This window comes from Pseudidiomarina aestuarii (assembly GCF_048263735.1).
Classification (GTDB): Bacteria; Pseudomonadota; Gammaproteobacteria; order Enterobacterales; family Alteromonadaceae; genus Pseudidiomarina; species Pseudidiomarina aestuarii_B.
In genome coordinates, this window is record NZ_JBLXDX010000002.1 from 92636 (window position 1) to 109665 (window position 17030).

Here is a 17030-nt window from a genome sequence, read left to right on the forward strand (position 1 = left end):
ACGGATTCCATTGTACCCGTAGCAAAATGCTATCGCATCCTTTTTCCGGCGCTTTTTTTAAGGCGGTAGGTTGAGTACACTGTACCCACTTTTTCGCCGTAGCAGAAGTATTATGAGCCTTAAACAGCCCGCACATGAAAATGTCGACCCGAATGAAATCGCAAAATTTAGTGCCCTCGCCTCACGCTGGTGGGATCCGGAAGGCGAATTCAAGCCCCTACATGCCATTAACCCCCTGCGCTTAGACTTTATTCAGCAGCATAGTGATGGTGTTTTTGATCTGGATGTTCTCGATATCGGCTGTGGTGGCGGGATTCTCGCTGAAGGGTTAGCCCGAGCCGGAGCTCGCGTTACCGGTATTGATTTGGCGGAGCAATCACTAGAAGTCGCTCGGTTGCATGCCTTAGAGAGTCAACTGACGATTGATTATCGCTGTGTGGCAGCCGAAAACTTTGCTAAACAACATCCACAGCAATTCGACGTGGTGACCTGTTTAGAAATGCTGGAACACGTCCCTGACCCAGGCAGCGTCGTTCAAGCCGCGAGTCAACTGGTAAAACCCGGTGGCGTGGTGGTGTTCTCCACTTTAAATAGAAACCTCAAGTCGTGGTTACTAGGTATTGTCGCTGCTGAGTATGTCTTGCGGTGGGTGCCGCGGGGGACGCATGACCATAAACGCTTCATTCAACCGGCGGAGCTACTTCGAATGACCGATGCAGTCGGTCTATCAGCAATAACGATGACGGGACTGCATTACTTACCATGGCGCGGCTTTTATTTAGACGAGCAAAATGTCGATGTGAACTATATTGTGGCGTTGCGTAAGCCCAAGTCCAAGGAGAACAGCTGATGTCTCTGACGAAGCCACAAGCCATTCTCTTCGATCTTGATGGTACCTTGCTGGATACCGCTCCTGATTTAGGTGCTGCACTCAATAAAGTACTCGCGGCGGAAGAACGACCGTTGGTTACTGCGGAAGAATATACGCCGCTGGCCTCTCACGGTTCGGCGGGTTTGCTGAAGCACGCATACGGGATTGCCGAGTTTGAAGAACGTAAGCACGAGTTACGTACGGCATTTTTACAGGCCTATGCAGACTCCATTGCGAGCGGCACAGCGCTCTACCCTGGCGTGATTGATCTACTAGAAGCGCTCAGAACGCATTCGATAGCCGTTGCTATTGTGACCAACAAGCCGAGTAAACTGACCGAGCAACTGCTGCCTTACTACCCACAACTGCATGCTATTGATGTTGTGGTGTGCGGCGATACGTTAGCGGTCGCTAAACCGCATCCCGAACCACTCCTTCATGCGGCACAGCAACTCGGCGTCAGTGCCGAAGCTTGCTGGTACATTGGTGACGCTGAGCGAGACATCCAAGCTGGCCGAGCAGCAGGAATGCTCACCGTACTCGCTGCGTACGGTTATATACACAGTTCCGAACAACCACACTTGTGGCAAGCTGATCACCAAATTCAGACGCCATTAGAGTTATTATCGTTGCTGTAAGCAGATGACATGGAATGACCACAAACACTAGATGTGGGGTTTGTGGTCATAATTTCTTCAAATATCTTGTGTAAGCCTTATAAACAGGCGCTTATGATTTGTATATCTTAAGAAGCTATCTGAAAGACTAAAAAATTCTTAAAAATAAGTTTTTCTCGGCTTGATTTTGCTAAAGCGTTATAACCACAACGCTTTTAGGCAGACACCTCGACCCAGTTGTCCTCTTACCCGCACTTTTGTCGAAAAGAATCGCTTGATCATCCGTAGATCCATGACTACGATAGCCAAAGCTAACAACCCTAGATATTGTGCAATTTTCGCTCGAAACGCCTATTCAAAGCACTACATCTAGTGGCAACAAAAATAACTCATAACGATAAAAGTGACGGAAATACGCCCCATGAACCAACAGCTCTTCGTGACGAAACGTAGCGGTGAACGCGAACCTCTAGATCTCGATAAAATCCACCGAGTGATTAGTTGGGCCGCGGAAGGCCTGAATAATGTCTCAGTCTCTCAAGTGGAGATTAAGTCACACATTCAATTTTATGACGGCATCAAAACCGAAGACATTCATGAAACCATCATCAAAGCTGCTGCTGATTTGATTTCGGAAGAAGCTCCGGACTATCAATACCTCGCTGCACGGTTGGCTATCTTTCACTTGCGTAAATTAGCGTATGGCAAGTTCGAGCCGCCACACCTGTATCAACAGGTGAAGCGAATGGTCGAGAACGGTCGTTATGATAAACACTTGCTCGAAGACTACACTGAAGCTGAGTTCAATGAGTTAAACGATTATATGGATCATGGTCGCGATCTGAACTTCTCGTATGCCGCTGTGAAACAGCTGGAAGGCAAATATCTAGTACAGAATCGTGTCACTGGTGAAATCTACGAAAGCGCTCAATTCCTTTACGTGCTGGTTGCGGCTTGCTTATTTGCGAATTATCCGCGTGAAACTCGTTTGACCTATGTTAAACGCTTCTACGACGCGACCTCATTATTTAAGATCTCATTGCCAACACCCATCATGTCAGGTGTCCGCACGCCAACTCGCCAATTCAGCTCATGCGTATTGATTGAAGCAGGCGATAGCTTAGACTCTATCAATGCGACGGCAAGCGCCATCGTCAAATACGTATCACAGCGAGCCGGTATTGGTATCAACGCGGGCCGTATTCGAGCACTCGGTAGCCCAATTCGCAGCGGCGAAGCATTCCACACCGGTTGTATTCCGTTCTACAAATACTTCCAAACCGCAGTGAAAAGCTGTTCGCAAGGTGGTGTTCGCGGTGGCGCAGCAACCCTCTTCTATCCGCTGTGGCACTTGGAAGTTGAAAACCTATTGGTATTGAAGAATAACCGTGGTGTTGAAGAAAACCGCGTCCGTCACCTCGATTATGGCGTCCAATTTAACAAGGTCATGTACCAACGTTTGATCAAAGACGATTACATCACCCTCTTTAGTCCATCGGATGTCCCTGGGTTGTATGACGCGTTCTTTGCTGACCAGGTTGAGTTCGAGCGCTTGTATCTGCAATACGAGGCCGATGATTCGATCCGGAAAAAACGTATCAAAGCTATTGAGCTCTTTGGTTTATATATGCAAGAGCGTGCCAGCACCGGTCGTATCTACTTGCAGAACGTCGACCACTGCAACACGCACAGTCCTTTTGACCCGAAAGTTGCCCCCATTCGTCAAAGCAACTTGTGCCTTGAGATCGCGCTACCAACCAAGCCATTGCGTCATGTAAATGATGAGGAAGGCGAAATTGCGTTGTGTACGTTATCGGCATTCAACTTGGGTGCAATTAAATCACTCGACGAAATTGAAGAAATGGCGGATTTGGCAGTACGTGCCCTCGATAGTCTACTCGACTACCAAGAGTACCCAGTGCCAGCAGCACTCAACGCCACTATGGGCCGTCGTACACTCGGTATTGGCGTGATCAACTTTGCCTATTACTTAGCGAAAAATGGGGTCCGTTATTCTGACGGTTCTGCCAATGGCTTAGTGCACAAAACATTCGAGGCGATTCAATATTACCTCATGAAAGCGTCGGTGAATTTGGCGAAAGAAGTAGGCGCGTGTCCGAAGTTCAACGAGACCACGTACTCACAAGGCTTGATGCCTACCGATACCTACAAGAAAGAACTCGATGCCGTTTGTTCTGAACCACTGCATCTGGATTGGGATCAATTGCGTGCGGACGTTAAGAAATACGGCATGCGTAACTCGACGTTGTCTGCATTGATGCCATCAGAAACATCATCACAAATTTCGAACGCAACCAATGGTATCGAGCCACCACGTGGACATATCAGTATCAAAGCATCGAAAGATGGTGTTACGAAGCAAGTTGTTCCTGAATATGAAACGCTCAAAGATGCTTATGAGTTGTTATGGACTATTCCGAACAACAAAGGCTATCTGGAATTAGTCGGCATCATGCAGAAGTTTGTCGATCAAACCATTTCTGCGAACACCAACTATGACCCGAACAAGTTTGATGGTGGCAAGGTTCCGATGAAGCAGTTACTACAAGATCTGCTCTACGCCTACAAACTGGGCGTGAAGACTTTGTACTACCACAACACCCGCGATGGTGCGTCTGATAACCAAGTCGATCTGCGCGATAAAATTGACCAAAAACAAGTAGAAGCAGCAAACCAGAGCGCAACCGTTGACGTAACAGAAGAAGACGATGATTGCGCAGGCGGTGCTTGTAAAATCTAACGCATCTGATGAGAAAGGAAGTAGTAACGTATGAGTTATTCGACATTTAATAAGAATCAGATCAACCCACTGACCGAACCTATGTTTTTCGGTAACTCGGTCAACGTTGCTCGTTATGACCAACAGAAACACAGTATTTTTGAAAAGCTTATTGAAAAGCAAATCAGCTTCTTCTGGCGTCCAGAAGAAGTAGATGTGAGTCGCGATCGGGTTGATTTCAATAATCTAACCACTGCAGAAAAGCACATATTCATTTCGAATTTAAAGTATCAAACTCTATTAGATTCAGTACAGGGGCGCAGCCCGAATATCGCTCTTCTGCCGATTGTATCGATCCCTGAACTGGAGACCTGGATCGAAACCTGGTCATTCTTTGAAACTATCCACTCGCGTTCGTACACGCACATTTTGCGTAACTTATTTACTGACCCGAGTGAAGTTTTTGAAGATATCGTGATCAACGAAGAGATTCAGAAGCGTGCGAATGATATTTCGCAATATTACGATGACCTGATTTTCTACACGCAACTATGGCAAACCCATGGTGAAGGTGAAATTGAGGTACTGGGTGAAGTTCACAACGTCACAATGCGTGAATTGAAGAAGAAGCTGTTCTTATGCATCAACTCAGTTAATGCGTTGGAAGCGATCCGGTTCTACGTCAGTTTTGCTTGTACCTTTGCCTTTGCTGAGCGAGATTTGATGGAAGGCAACTCGAAGATCATTCGTCTAATTGCACGTGATGAGAACTTGCACCTAGTGTCGACTCAGCAGATTCTGAATTTATGGCAATACGGGTCTGATGATCCCGAAATGAAAGAAATTGCCGAGGAACTCCGTGAGGAGGCATTGGCTATCTTCATGAAGGCCGTCGAACAAGAGAAAGAATGGGCACACTATCTGTTCCGTGATGGTTCGATGATTGGTTTGAACGAAGAGATTCTCTGCCAATACGTCGAGTACATTGCCAATTTACGGATGGAAGCCATTGGTTTTGACGCACCGTTTAAACAACGGAGCAACCCATTACCGTGGATGAATAAATACTTGGTTTCTGACAACGTCCAGGTGGCACCACAAGAAGCTGAAATTTCATCTTATTTAGTCGGTCAAATTGATAGCCAAGTCAGCGCCTCTGACTTGGGAGATTTCGATTTATAACTGGTAACCATGACCACTACATTCCGAGTGAAAGTCAACGGTCAGCACGAGCTGACCGTTGATCCATCTGAAGGTACGCTATTGGAAGCTATGGAAGCTGCCAATATCGAAACCCACTATCATTGCCGTGATGGTTTTTGTGGTGCCTGTCGAACCAAAGTCTTAAGTGGTGACGTCTATTACATTAATGAGCCTTTAGCTTTTGTCAGACCGGGTGACTGTTTACCTTGTTGTTGCGTCCCGACTTCCGATCTTGATCTCGATCATTAATCGATTTCTTATGTTGTGATTATTCAGCAAAGCTATTGGTCTCTGTGCACGATTTGTAGGAAAATACGCGCCGTTTGACTGAATTAAAAGCGAGAAAGGAGTTCTATGTTTACTGTAATTTTTGGTCGCCCTGGTTGTCCGTACTGCGTCCGTGCTAAGCAGATTGCCGAAAAACTCACCGCTGATCGCGATGACTTCGAGTTTCGCTATATCGACATGCTTGAAGAAGGTATTACCAAAGCGGATTTAGAGAAAACTGTTGGCGCACCGGTGCACACAGTGCCACAAATCTTCATTGACGAACGTCATGTTGGTGGCTGCACCGAATTTGAAGCTTACGCTCGCGCAAATCTGGGACTGTACGCTTAATTACCAGCGTAGAACCACTGACTATCTAGATAAAGGCACTCAATCGAGTGCCTTTATTGCGTGTTCGACTCGCTTTTCAGAGATTGGAACTCGCGTTCCGAGTGTTTGCGCAAACAAACTGACCCGTAACTCCTCAATCAACCATGGCAACTCACGCCAATCTGACTGTTGCAGCCGCGTGTTACTCTGCTTTGCTCGTTTAGCCTGATACTGTTGCCATAATTTATCGATGACCAGTGTCTGTAACCGATCTCGATTCGGATCTACTGGCAGCTTATCAAGACGGCGTTCGATTGCTTTTAAATACCGTTCAATATCCACCAAACGATGCGCACCAGCTGCACTCACAAAACCGGGATAAACAAGCTGATCTAATTGTTGCGCAATATCACCATGGGCTTGAATTTGGTCGAGTGGTACGCGTCCTTTTAATCGTTTCCGAATCGCTTGGCTTAGAATTAAACAAGGCTCCACACGCTGCGCAATTGCCGTCACCCGATCATTAAGCTCCGCTCGTGCTTGTTCATACAACCGTAAGAAGGCATCGGCATCACGACTAGCCATAGCGCCGCCCTGCTGTTCAATCAGTTGATTCAGTGCCGCCACTACGCAATCCTGAATGAGGTCATCCACTTTGCCCCAGGGATTGTAATACATGGCTAATTTAGCCTTGTTCGACAGCGTCTGTTGCAGATGTCGCACCGGTGATGGCAATTGAATCAGCAGTAACTGACGCAAACCTTTTAAGTGTGCTTGTGCCGCTTTTTCTGCGGAATCAAACAGCTCTTGTCGAACGCCTTGTTCAACAGGTACCAATGCTGGATACGCCTTGATTGAAAATCCTTGTTGTTGCTGTTCCAACACCTCGGGTAGCGCTCCGAACTGCCAGTCTGTGGCTACGGCTGGAGTTTGCTCCTCCGGTTTGTCGTCGACAGCTTGTCGCAACGCGTGCTTCACTCGATTCTGCAGTTGTGTCTTAAGCGCTGTTAGATCACGACCTTGAGCAACCAGTTGTGGCTTTTGTTTTCCTTTAGGGCTCGCCCAGATGGCAAAATTCATCTGCAGATGCGTCGGTAGCTGACTGGAGTCCCATGCTTCTATAGGCACCGTAACACCCGTCATCCGCCGTAACTTTGCTGCTAATACTTCTAATAACGGCTCCCGAGTATCTGGATCAGCGCCGATATCAGCCAGAAACGCTTGTGCATAATTCGGTGCCGGCACAAAATTTCGCCGCCATGACTTTGGTAAACTCTTGATCCAAGCCATAACCAGGTCTTCCCGCAGTGCCGGAATCAACCAATCAAAGCCAACGGCTTCTACTTGATTGAGTAGCGTCAACGGAATATCCACAGTAACGCCATCATCCAACTCACCCGGTTCAAATCTGTATCTGAGTGGCAACCGGATATCACCTTGTTGCCAAGTGTCGGGATAAGCCGTTTCAGTGACATGACTAGCGTCTTGAGCGAGCAAATCAGCCCGTTCAAAAAATAGCAGCCGGGGCGCTTTTTTAACGGCTTTATGCCACCAGCCACTCAAGAGTTGCAGATTATAAATTCCCTCTGGTATTTCAGCGTCATAGGCTGCAAACAGTGCTTCATCGTCAACCAAGATGTCGCGCCGCCGTGATTTTTCTTCGAGTTCCTGAACTTGCTGGATCAACGCTAGGTTGTGCTGCACAAAAGGCAATGTGCGCTTCAGTTGACCTTGCACTAGTGCCTCACGAATAAACAGTTCTCTCGCTTCAACGGGGTTAATAGGACCATACTGAACGGAGCGCTTTGGAACGACAATAAGACCAAATAATGTGACCTGCTCATCGGCAATCACCGAGCCTTGCTTACTGGCAAAATGGGGCTCGAAATAGTTTCGTTTGACCAAATGTGTCGCGGCAGGCTCCACCCACTCTGGCTCAATCCGCGCATTCACACGTGCAAAGAGTCGCGATGTTTCCACCAATTCGGCACTCATCAACCACTTTGGCGACTTCTTAAAGAGTCCAGACCCCGGAAATACATAGAACTTGCGGTTTCGGGCACCGAGAAATTCATGCCCTTCTTCTTTGGTACCAAGATGCGATAATAGGCCTGTCAGCAGTGCTCGGTGAATCGCTTCATAGCTGGCCGGTTCCTGATTGATTCGATATCCCAAGCCGCGCACCGTTTGCCGAATTTGTGTATACACATCTTGCCACTCACGCATCCGCAGAAAATGTATAAACTCCGACTGTAATCGTTTTCTAAATTGAGTTTTGGAAAGCTCATCTTGAAGCTCTCGAGCATAATTCCAGAGCTTCAAATACGCTAAAAAGTCAGAGTCTTTATCATGAAATCGTTGATGCAACTCATCTGCTTTTTGTTTGGCCGCTTGTGGCCGTTCACGAGGGTCCTGAATACTGAGCGCAGCGACAATCACCATAACCTCTTGCACACAGCCAAATTCGTTGGCTGCCAATACCATCCGCCCCAAGCGTGGATCAATCGGCAATTGGGCAAGCTGGCGTCCCAATGGAGTTAGCTGTGTACCGCCACCGCGACGTTTCCGACCACTCAAGCGAACCGCATGTAGCTCTTGCAACAGGTTAAAGCCGTCATTGATAAAACGCTCGTCGGGACGATCAATGAATGGGAACTTGCGGATATCACCTAGTTTAGCGGCTGTCATTTGCAGAATAACCGCGGCTAAGTTGGTTCGAAGTATTTCTGGTTCGGTGTATTCGGGACGAAGCGAGAAGTCGTCTTCACTATACAAGCGTATGCAAATACCCGGGGCTACACGTCCACAGCGCCCTTTTCGTTGGTTTGCGCTCGCCTGTGAAATCTTTTCAATCGGCAGTCGCTGCACTTTGGTGCGATAGCTATAACGGCTGATCCGCGCCGTACCCGGGTCAATCACATAACGAATACCTGGCACCGTCAACGATGTTTCAGCCACGTTTGTTGCAATCACAATACGTCGGTTGCTATGCGATTGAAAAATCCGATTTTGTTCACTATTGGAGAGCCTTGAAAATAACGGTAACAGCTCAGTATCGTGTAAATCCAAATCGCCCAGAGCTTCCGCAAAATCACGGATTTCACGCTCACCACTGGCAAAAATCAAAATATCTCCGGGTCCTTCACGGCGCAACTCTTGCACTGCATCGCACACACCTTGAATGACATCACCGGAGTCTTCACGGCTATCTGCATCTCTATCCTGCAGCGGTCGATAACGCACTTCAACCGGGTACGTACGTCCTTCGACAGTGATAATGGGTGCCGCATTGAAATGCTTGGCGAAACGCTCGGTTTCGATAGTTGCAGAGGTGATGACGACCTTAAGATCAGGACGTTTAGGAAGGAGTTGAGCCAATACACCCAATAGGAAATCGATATTGAGACTGCGCTCGTGCGCCTCATCAATAATGATTGCGTCATAATCACGCAGCAAAGGATCTGCCTGGACCTCAGCTAGCAGCATACCGTCGGTCATCAGTTTAATGGCGGTTCCGCTGTGCGTTTCATCCTGAAAGCGAATCTTGTAACCCACCAATTGCCCGACAGCAGTCTGTAATTCTTCTGCGATACGCTGTGCAACACTGCGTGCAGCGAGTCGCCGCGGTTGGGTATGGCCAATTTTACGAGAGGGCTGCGAGGTATCTTGACTCGGTGGTTGTCCATAACCCAACTCAAGCAGCATTTTCGGCAACTGCGTGGTTTTACCAGAGCCAGTCTCACCGGCAACGATAACCACCTGATGCGTCTGGATTGCTCGCTGAATCTCAGCTTTGGCTTGTACGACCGGAAGTTCGGCTGGATAGTGAATCGACTGCACGCGCTGCCTTAAGAAATCAATGAGTAGACAGCGCGTAGTTTACCAGTGTCTGACAGCGATGTTTAGCGCTGCCGATAATGATTCTGGAGGTGGACGTCAATCGCTCGCAACACATCGGTACGTGTAATAATACCGACCAATACACCGTTGCTATCCACGACGGGATATATTTTGGGCTTATTGGACTGCATCGATTGCGCCAAGTCGGTGATACTGTGATGATCAGCAACCATCAGTACATCACCAGTGAACATGCAATCGCCAACATTGGCGCTTTGTTCATTGTGATAGGTATCGCGTAACATGGCCGCTAAACAATCCTGCTCGGATAGAAAGCCAACCACACGTTGTTGGTCATCGACCACAGGACCACCGCGCTGATGGCTTTGTAACAAACGCTCGACCGCATGCTCAATCGACATCGACGCAGTAAACACCACAGGATGTCGATTCATGTAATCTGCTACCGTTAATGATTGCATACCACCTCCATAGCTAACTGTTCACTATTCACTGTTCACTGTTCACTGTTCACTGTTCACTGTTCACTAGTGATTATAGTTAATCTTTGTAGATAGCGACGTCGATCGGTTGATTCGCTTGTCGACTCGCGCGATACATTCCTTCCGTATTAAATGGCAAGTGAACGCGGCCATCTTTATCGACAATAATCACCCCGCCAGTCCCTCCAGCAGGCAATAGGACGTCATGAATAACCGTATCACCTGCGGTGTAGACGTCGACGTCTTGATATTTCATCCGATTACAAATGTCCGCAGCAACTTGATAGCGAATGAAGTACTCGCCATGTCCGGTGGCACTGACTGCGCAGCTTTCGTTGTCGGCCCAAGTGCCGGCGCCAATAATCGGCGAGTCACCGACTCGGCCCCAACGTTTTGCTGTCATGCCACCCGTTGAGGTCGCCGCGGCTAAATTACCGGCTTTATCACGTGCTACCGCACCAACAGTGCCATATTTATAGCGTTGGTCGAGGTCTAGATACGCTTGTTTATCGGGCTGTTCACCTAACTGCGCACGCGCTGCTTCTAATTGTTTGTAACGCGCTGGCGTATTGAAATAGCTGTTTTCGACTTGCTCGAGGCCCTGTAGCCGCGAAAACTCCTCAGCGCCCTCACCGCTTAACATCACATGGACCGAGTTCTCCATAACGGCACGCGCCAACGTAATCGGGCTTTTAACCGTTTTCACACCGGCAACCGCACCGGCTTCACGGGTAGCGCCATCCATGATCGAAGCATCTAACTCATGCTCGCCATCAAATGTATACACGGCACCACGACCCGCGTTAAACAGCGGGGACTCTTCCATAATGGTGACTGCAGCTACCACGGCATCCATGCTGGTGCCGCCAGCTTCGAGAACAGCGTATCCTGCATTGATTGCCTCGGTTAACTTGGCTTCATAGGCAACTTCTTGTTCCGCGGATAAATTCGCTCGAGTAATGGTTCCCGCACCGCCGTGAATCGCAATCGCAAACTCCGCGCCGTCTGCGTGATCATCAGCCACTGCTGCAGGGCTGAGTAGTAACAAAGTCGAAAGTAATAAAAATCGCATGACTGCTCCGTTGTTCGTTGTCAGTTAATCGTTAATCGTTAATCGAAACATTATGCTGGTTCTCAGCAGTAAAGCGAATTCTATTCATCGATGGATATTAGGTGACCATCGTTTCACTGTTCACTATTCACTGTCTCTTTGTGTTGTTGGCTGTTTCGTTACCGATACGATATTCTGTTGCCACGAGCGAACAACCGATAGCGAACCCATGCAAGAACCCACCTTCTACTGGCATGATTATGAAACTTGGGGTGCCAACCCGCAGGTCGACCGACCGGCACAGTTTGCTGGACTGCGAACCACGCTAGATGGCACACCTGTGGGCCGGCCGTTGATGCTATATTGCCAGCCGACGCCGGATTTTTTGCCGCATCCACAAGCCGTTATGATTACCGGTATTACGCCACAACATGCGCTCAAGCAAGGCTCAAACGAAGCAGCCTTTGCGGAACGAATCGCGACCGAATTTTCGCATCCAAACACCACCATTATTGGTTACAACAATATTGCTTTTGATGATGAAGTGACGCGACATCTGTTCTATCGCAACTTTATCGATCCTTACGCACACACTTGGCAACAACAGAATTCGCGTTGGGATTTGATCGATTTGGTGCGCGCCTGCTATGCACTGCGCCCCGAGGGAATCGAATGGCCTTACCATGATGATGGTCGGGTCAGTATGAAATTGGAACATCTCACCAAAGCCAATGGTATTGACCATGGGCAAGCGCATGATGCACTCGCTGATGTGAATGCGACAATTGCTATGGCAATGAAGATAAAACAAGCACAGCCCAAGCTGTTTGAGTACGCCTATGGCTTACGTCGTAAGCAAGCGGTGCAACAGCATATCAAGTTGGCTGAGTTTAAACCCCTGGTGCACATCAGTGGCTTCTATGGCGCCGAGCAAGGCTACGTGAGTCTGATCATGCCTCTGGCGTATCATCCGGAACAACCCAATGGGCTGATCTACTGGGATCTACGGGTCGACCCGCGCGCTTTTGCCAGCGCAAGCCATGATGAATTGGTGGAGTGGCGCTTTACACGCCGAGATACGTTGCGTGAACAAGAGCGTCCATTTTTTGCTGGTAACACCTTACATATCAATAAATGTCCATTTATCGCTGACCCGCGCGTTCTCGATAGTGAGCGTGCGCAGCATTGGCAGCTTGATCTCGAGGCCTGTGCTCGTCATCGCGACTACCTGATTCAACAGCCTGAATTGCGCGAACGATTGCTACAAGCTGCGCTTGAACAAAGACAATATGAGCAGAGTACCGACCCTGATCTGATGCTCTACAGTGGTGACTTCTTTTCCGACCAAGACCGCTCCAATATGGATATTATTCGCGCCACTGCACCCGATCAGCTTGCCGGCTTGTCGTTGAATTTTGCCGACTCCCGATTACCCACCATGCTGTTTCGGTATCGTGCCCGTAACTATCCGGCCACATTGACCGACCAAGAATTGCAACGCTGGCGTAGCTTCTGCCAAGAACGTCTGACACACCCACCTGCAAAAGGGTTAAATGCGGAACAATTTATGCTTGAATTACAGCGTCTAAGTGAGCAGTATCAAGAGCATCCTAATCAACTACGACTGCTCAATGACCTCTATCAATATGCGCAACAGCTTTGACTTTATTATTGTTGGCGGTGGCTCTGCAGGCTGTGTTCTAGCGAACCGTTTGTCGGCTTGTGGCCGCTTTCACGTTGCTTTGATTGAAGCTGGACCGGCAGCTACGTCTCCTTTTTCAACCATGCCAGGCGGTGTTGCACGGTTTATGCATAGTCGCCGGTTCAATTGGTTGAACCGCAGTTCCGATCCAGCCCCGCTGCGAGCAGGCAATGGACTATATGCGCCGCGCGGTAAAGGTCTGGGCGGTAGCAGCGCCATTAACGCGATGATTTATACTCGCGGCTTACCTAGTGACTACAATCGTTGGGCCGAAACTGCCGGCGAGCATTGGAACTGGGAGCATGTGTTACCGGTATTTAAGCGACTGGAATCGAATACGCGCGGTGCCAATGCCTATCATGGCGCAGATGGACCACTTCATGTGAGTGACGTTGCACCACATTTTGCCGTTGCGAAGGCTTTTCTTCAGGCTGCACAAGAAGCTGGATACCCGCTCAATCCAGAGTTTAATGGCGAGACTCTAGAAGGATTTGGTCCGTTCCAATTTACGATCAAAAATGGCGAGCGTTTCAGTGCTAAGCGCGCATTCTTGGAACCTGTTGTCGATCGGGTCAATCTGCATATCTTGTCAGATACTGCCGTTGAAAAGATCCTATTTAACAGCAGTGGTGAAGCACAAGGCATTCAAATTAGGCAAGGCAAGCGCGTCTCAAGCCTCACTGCAACGCGAGAAGTGCTCTTAAGTGCTGGCGCATTTAACTCACCACAACTCTTATTGTTATCGGGTGTAGGCCCGCGCGAACAGTTGCACAGTCATGGTATTGAGGTGGTCGCGGATAGACAGGAAGTTGGTGCGAATTTACAAGAGCATGTCGACATTACCGTTCATGTACGCAACAAGAAGCGTGACACCATATCGTTAAACCCACTTGGATTGCTGCAATTAGCGGGGCAAACATGGAAGTATTGGCGTCATCGCAAAGGTGCTATGGCTCATCCACCTTGCGAAGTGGGCGGCTTTATCAAATCTAATGAGCAGCAATTAGAGCCTGACTTGCAACTGCACCTGGTCAGTACACTCTTTAATGACAGTGGCTATGATCTGACGCCTGCACTGCGCTATGGCTTTTCTTGTCATGTCTGTGTATTGCGTCCACACGCGCGCGGAACCTTGACCTTAGCAAGTTCAGATCCGCGCCAACCACCGCGTATTCAATTTAATTTTCTCGACAACGAAGCCGACCAGAGAGCGCTTATTGCTGGCGTCAGACAGGTCCAACAGATTATGCAGAAACCCGCTTTAGCCAGTCATTATGGTGGCGAATTAATGCCGGGGCAGTTTGACGATGATGAGGAGTTGCTAGCACAGTTACAGCGGCATTGCGGGCTTATTTATCACCCGACTAGTACCTGCCGGATGGGGCTTGATGCAGACTCCGTTGTGGATGAAAAACTGCGGGTTCGTGGGGTGCAAAACTTACGTGTGATTGACGCATCAGTGATGCCGCAAGTCATTAGCGGAAACACCAATGCGCCTACCATGATGATCGCCGAACAGGCTGCTGACTTTATCTTGGCTGACCACAGTTAACACCGCGTCAGCCAAGTTTCAGTCAGCTCATCCCGTCCCTAATGCATCGGTTTACCTAATTTAGAGAACAACCGTGCTAGCGCCGGTATCAGGATCAAGGCTCCTAACATATTCCACAGGAACATAAAGGTTAGCAGGATACCCATATCGGCTTGGAACTTGATTGGTGAGAATATCCAAGTCGCCACACCAATGGCCAACGTCAGGCCAGTAAACCCAACTGCTTTACCTGTATTCTCAAGTGCATAACGGTAACAATCATTCAGGTTCATGCCCTGCTCTAAGCCTTCTTTCATCTTGGTATAGATGTAGATACCGTAGTCGACACCAATACCGACACCCAGCGCAATCACTGGTAGAGTCGCTACTTTCACACCGATGCCCATTACCGCCATTAAACCTTGACTCATAACCGTCGTTAACGCGAGCGGAAGCACAATACAGGCGACCGTTCTGATGCTGCGGAATGTGATTAAACACAAGACCACCACAACCCCGTAAACCCACAACAGCATCTCGTACTGAGCATCTTCGATAACCGAGTTCGTCGCCGCCTCAATACCAGAGTTACCGGCCGCCATCAGCAATTCTAAGCCTTCTTGCTGATAATTTTGATTAAACTCGTTGACCGAGGCCACAACGGTTTTCAGTGTTTCCGCTTTGTGGTCATTGAGGTAGATGATGATCGGAGCCATGGAGCAATCTGGATTAATGAGCCCCGGTGGCGTGCGTGATGTATTAGCATTTAGTACGTACTGGTTACGATTGAGGCTGAACCACTTCAAGTTCCCTTCATTCAAACCAAAGCCGCCCATTTTTGCGACATAGACAATCGACTTCACATCTTGCACACCCGGCGTGTTTTCCATATGCCAACTGAATCGATCCATCAATTCTAGATTTTCATACGCAATACACTGGCTAGGCGCCGTTTCAGCCATCACCACAAAGATATCGGTACTGGAGCTGTAATTATCGACCACAAATTGATTGTCGAGGTTATAGCGGCTGTCTGGGCGTAATTCTGGTGCACCAGCATCCAAATCACCAATCTTCATCTGTTGGCCGTAATAAGCACCCCATGACAATCCAACTACTGCGAGAATCAACGCAGTGTAAGCATATTTGGGCTGAGAGAAGCGCCCAAAGAATGCCAGCATTGGATGCGCTTCATTGCGAACCGATGCGGTATAAGTTTGTCCGCGTGGTGAAATACCGACATAAGACATAATGATAGGCAGCAAGCCTAAATTGGTTAGGACGACAACCGCCACACCTATACTGGCGGCGATAGCCAGCTCTTGAATAACCGCGATATCGATGACCATCAAGGTGGTGAAACCAATAGCATCTGAAATCAGAGCGGTTAAACCGGCAATATAGAGGCCGCGGAATGCGAGTTGCGCGGCTTTCAATTTGTCGTGCCCATCAACCGTGTTGTTACTTATCGCATTGATGATCTGTACACCATGACTCACGCCAATGGCGAATACCAAGAATGGCACCAACATGGAATATGGATTGATGCCACTGCCGATCAATTTAATGATCCCTAATTGCCAAACCACCGCAATAATCGAGCAAGCAAGCACGGCAATTGAACTACGCCAACAGCGGCTGTACCAAAACAGCATGACCAGCGTAATGATGATGGCGAGCAGGAAAAATAAACCAACTTGCTGTGCGCCCTCAATCAAATCACCAATAATTTTGGCAAAGCCAGTCATGTGAATAGAGATAGTATCGCTTGAATATTTATCTCGAATTTGGGTCTCAAGCTGCTCAGAAAATTCCTGATAATCCAGCGGCTCACCGGTTTCCGGATTCGTTTCGATCAAAGGAACATAAACGATGGCGGACTTGAAGTTCGTTGCCACTAAATTACCAACTTCGCCTGAACGCAAAGTATTGGTACGAAATTGCTCTAGCGATGCTTCAGGATCTCTATCATCCCAGGTATCCGGAACCACAGGACCGCCAACAAAGCCCTCTTCAGTGACTTCGCTCCAACGCACGTTGGGAGTCCACAAGCTTTTAATCGCTGAACGATCGACACCAGGAATAAACGTTGCTTCATCTGTTACAGAACGCAGCGTTTTCAAAAACTCAGGAGTAAAGATATCCCCTTCTTCTGTGGCAACAACAATACGGACAACATTGCCCAAGCTGCGCAGGTCATCCTGGTGTTCAAAGTAATTCTGAATAAACGGATGATTCGTCGGAATCATCTTTACAAAGCTGGCCTCGGGACGAACTTGACTCGCATGCCAGCCTAAAAACAACGTTAAAGCCGCAAAAATAACGAACCACAACGGACGAATACCAAATAATGCACGTTCCAACATTGTCAGCGA

General features: G+C 48.4%; 12 protein-coding genes. 8 read left to right on the top strand and 4 right to left on the bottom strand.

Annotated features, from left to right (window positions below; all coding sequences use genetic code 11):
* Positions 1-112 precede the first annotated feature (112 nt).
* The 6 genes from ubiG (at position 113) to ACN0S4_RS05155 (ending at position 6049) form a co-directional block, all read left to right on the top strand.
* Entirely contained in the window at positions 113-850 is a 738-nt protein-coding gene (gene ubiG, locus ACN0S4_RS05130) for a bifunctional 2-polyprenyl-6-hydroxyphenol methylase/3-demethylubiquinol 3-O-methyltransferase UbiG (protein ID WP_417656643.1), read from the top strand.
* Entirely contained in the window at positions 850-1509 is a 660-nt protein-coding gene (gene gph / locus ACN0S4_RS05135) for a phosphoglycolate phosphatase (RefSeq protein WP_417656644.1), read from the top strand. Before ubiG ends, gph begins: the two co-directional genes overlap by 1 nt.
* A gap of 400 nt (positions 1510-1909) precedes the next feature.
* Positions 1910-4249, top strand: a complete 2340-nt coding sequence (nrdA, locus tag ACN0S4_RS05140) for a class 1a ribonucleoside-diphosphate reductase subunit alpha (RefSeq protein WP_417656645.1) — start codon at positions 1910-1912, stop codon at positions 4247-4249.
* Between the two features lie 30 nt (positions 4250-4279).
* On the top strand, positions 4280-5410 hold the full coding sequence (nrdB, locus tag ACN0S4_RS05145) for a class Ia ribonucleoside-diphosphate reductase subunit beta (protein WP_417656646.1): 1131 nt from the start codon (positions 4280-4282) through the stop codon (positions 5408-5410).
* 9 nt (positions 5411-5419) lie between these two features.
* Positions 5420-5680, top strand: coding sequence for a class I ribonucleotide reductase maintenance protein YfaE (gene yfaE, locus ACN0S4_RS05150; RefSeq protein WP_417656647.1), 261 nt, complete (start codon positions 5420-5422; stop codon positions 5678-5680).
* A 105-nt stretch (positions 5681-5785) separates the two neighbouring features.
* Positions 5786-6049 (top strand): GrxA family glutaredoxin, encoded by a 264-nt coding sequence (locus tag ACN0S4_RS05155; RefSeq protein ID WP_169929714.1) that lies wholly within the window; start codon positions 5786-5788, stop codon positions 6047-6049.
* Between the two features lie 39 nt (positions 6050-6088).
* Here ACN0S4_RS05155 and hrpA read toward each other — a convergent pair whose 3' ends face one another.
* The 3 genes from hrpA to ACN0S4_RS05170 form a co-directional block, all read right to left on the bottom strand.
* The gene (gene hrpA / locus ACN0S4_RS05160; RefSeq protein WP_417656648.1) at positions 6089-9868 is read right to left on the bottom strand and encodes an ATP-dependent RNA helicase HrpA; all 3780 of its coding nucleotides are present in this window, start codon (positions 9866-9868) and stop codon (positions 6089-6091) included.
* Between the two features lie 62 nt (positions 9869-9930).
* Complete coding sequence (locus ACN0S4_RS05165) at positions 9931-10350, bottom strand: CBS domain-containing protein (protein ID WP_417656649.1); 420 nt, start codon at positions 10348-10350, stop codon at positions 9931-9933.
* Between the two features lie 79 nt (positions 10351-10429).
* Positions 10430-11443, bottom strand: coding sequence for an isoaspartyl peptidase/L-asparaginase family protein (locus ACN0S4_RS05170; RefSeq protein WP_417656650.1), 1014 nt, complete (start codon positions 11441-11443; stop codon positions 10430-10432).
* Positions 11444-11651: 208 nt separating this feature from the next.
* Between ACN0S4_RS05170 and sbcB the strand changes: the two genes are divergently transcribed.
* Positions 11652-13085 (top strand): exodeoxyribonuclease I, encoded by a 1434-nt coding sequence (gene sbcB, locus ACN0S4_RS05175; RefSeq protein ID WP_417656651.1) that lies wholly within the window; start codon positions 11652-11654, stop codon positions 13083-13085.
* On the top strand, positions 13054-14676 hold the full coding sequence (locus ACN0S4_RS05180; RefSeq protein ID WP_417656652.1) for a GMC family oxidoreductase: 1623 nt from the start codon (positions 13054-13056) through the stop codon (positions 14674-14676). Before sbcB ends, ACN0S4_RS05180 begins: the two co-directional genes overlap by 32 nt.
* Before the next feature lie 38 nt (positions 14677-14714).
* Here the strand turns inward: ACN0S4_RS05180 and ACN0S4_RS05185 are convergent, their stop codons facing one another.
* Positions 14715-17021, bottom strand: coding sequence for an efflux RND transporter permease subunit (locus ACN0S4_RS05185; protein WP_417656653.1), 2307 nt, complete (start codon positions 17019-17021; stop codon positions 14715-14717).
* Positions 17022-17030: the final 9 nt, after the last annotated feature.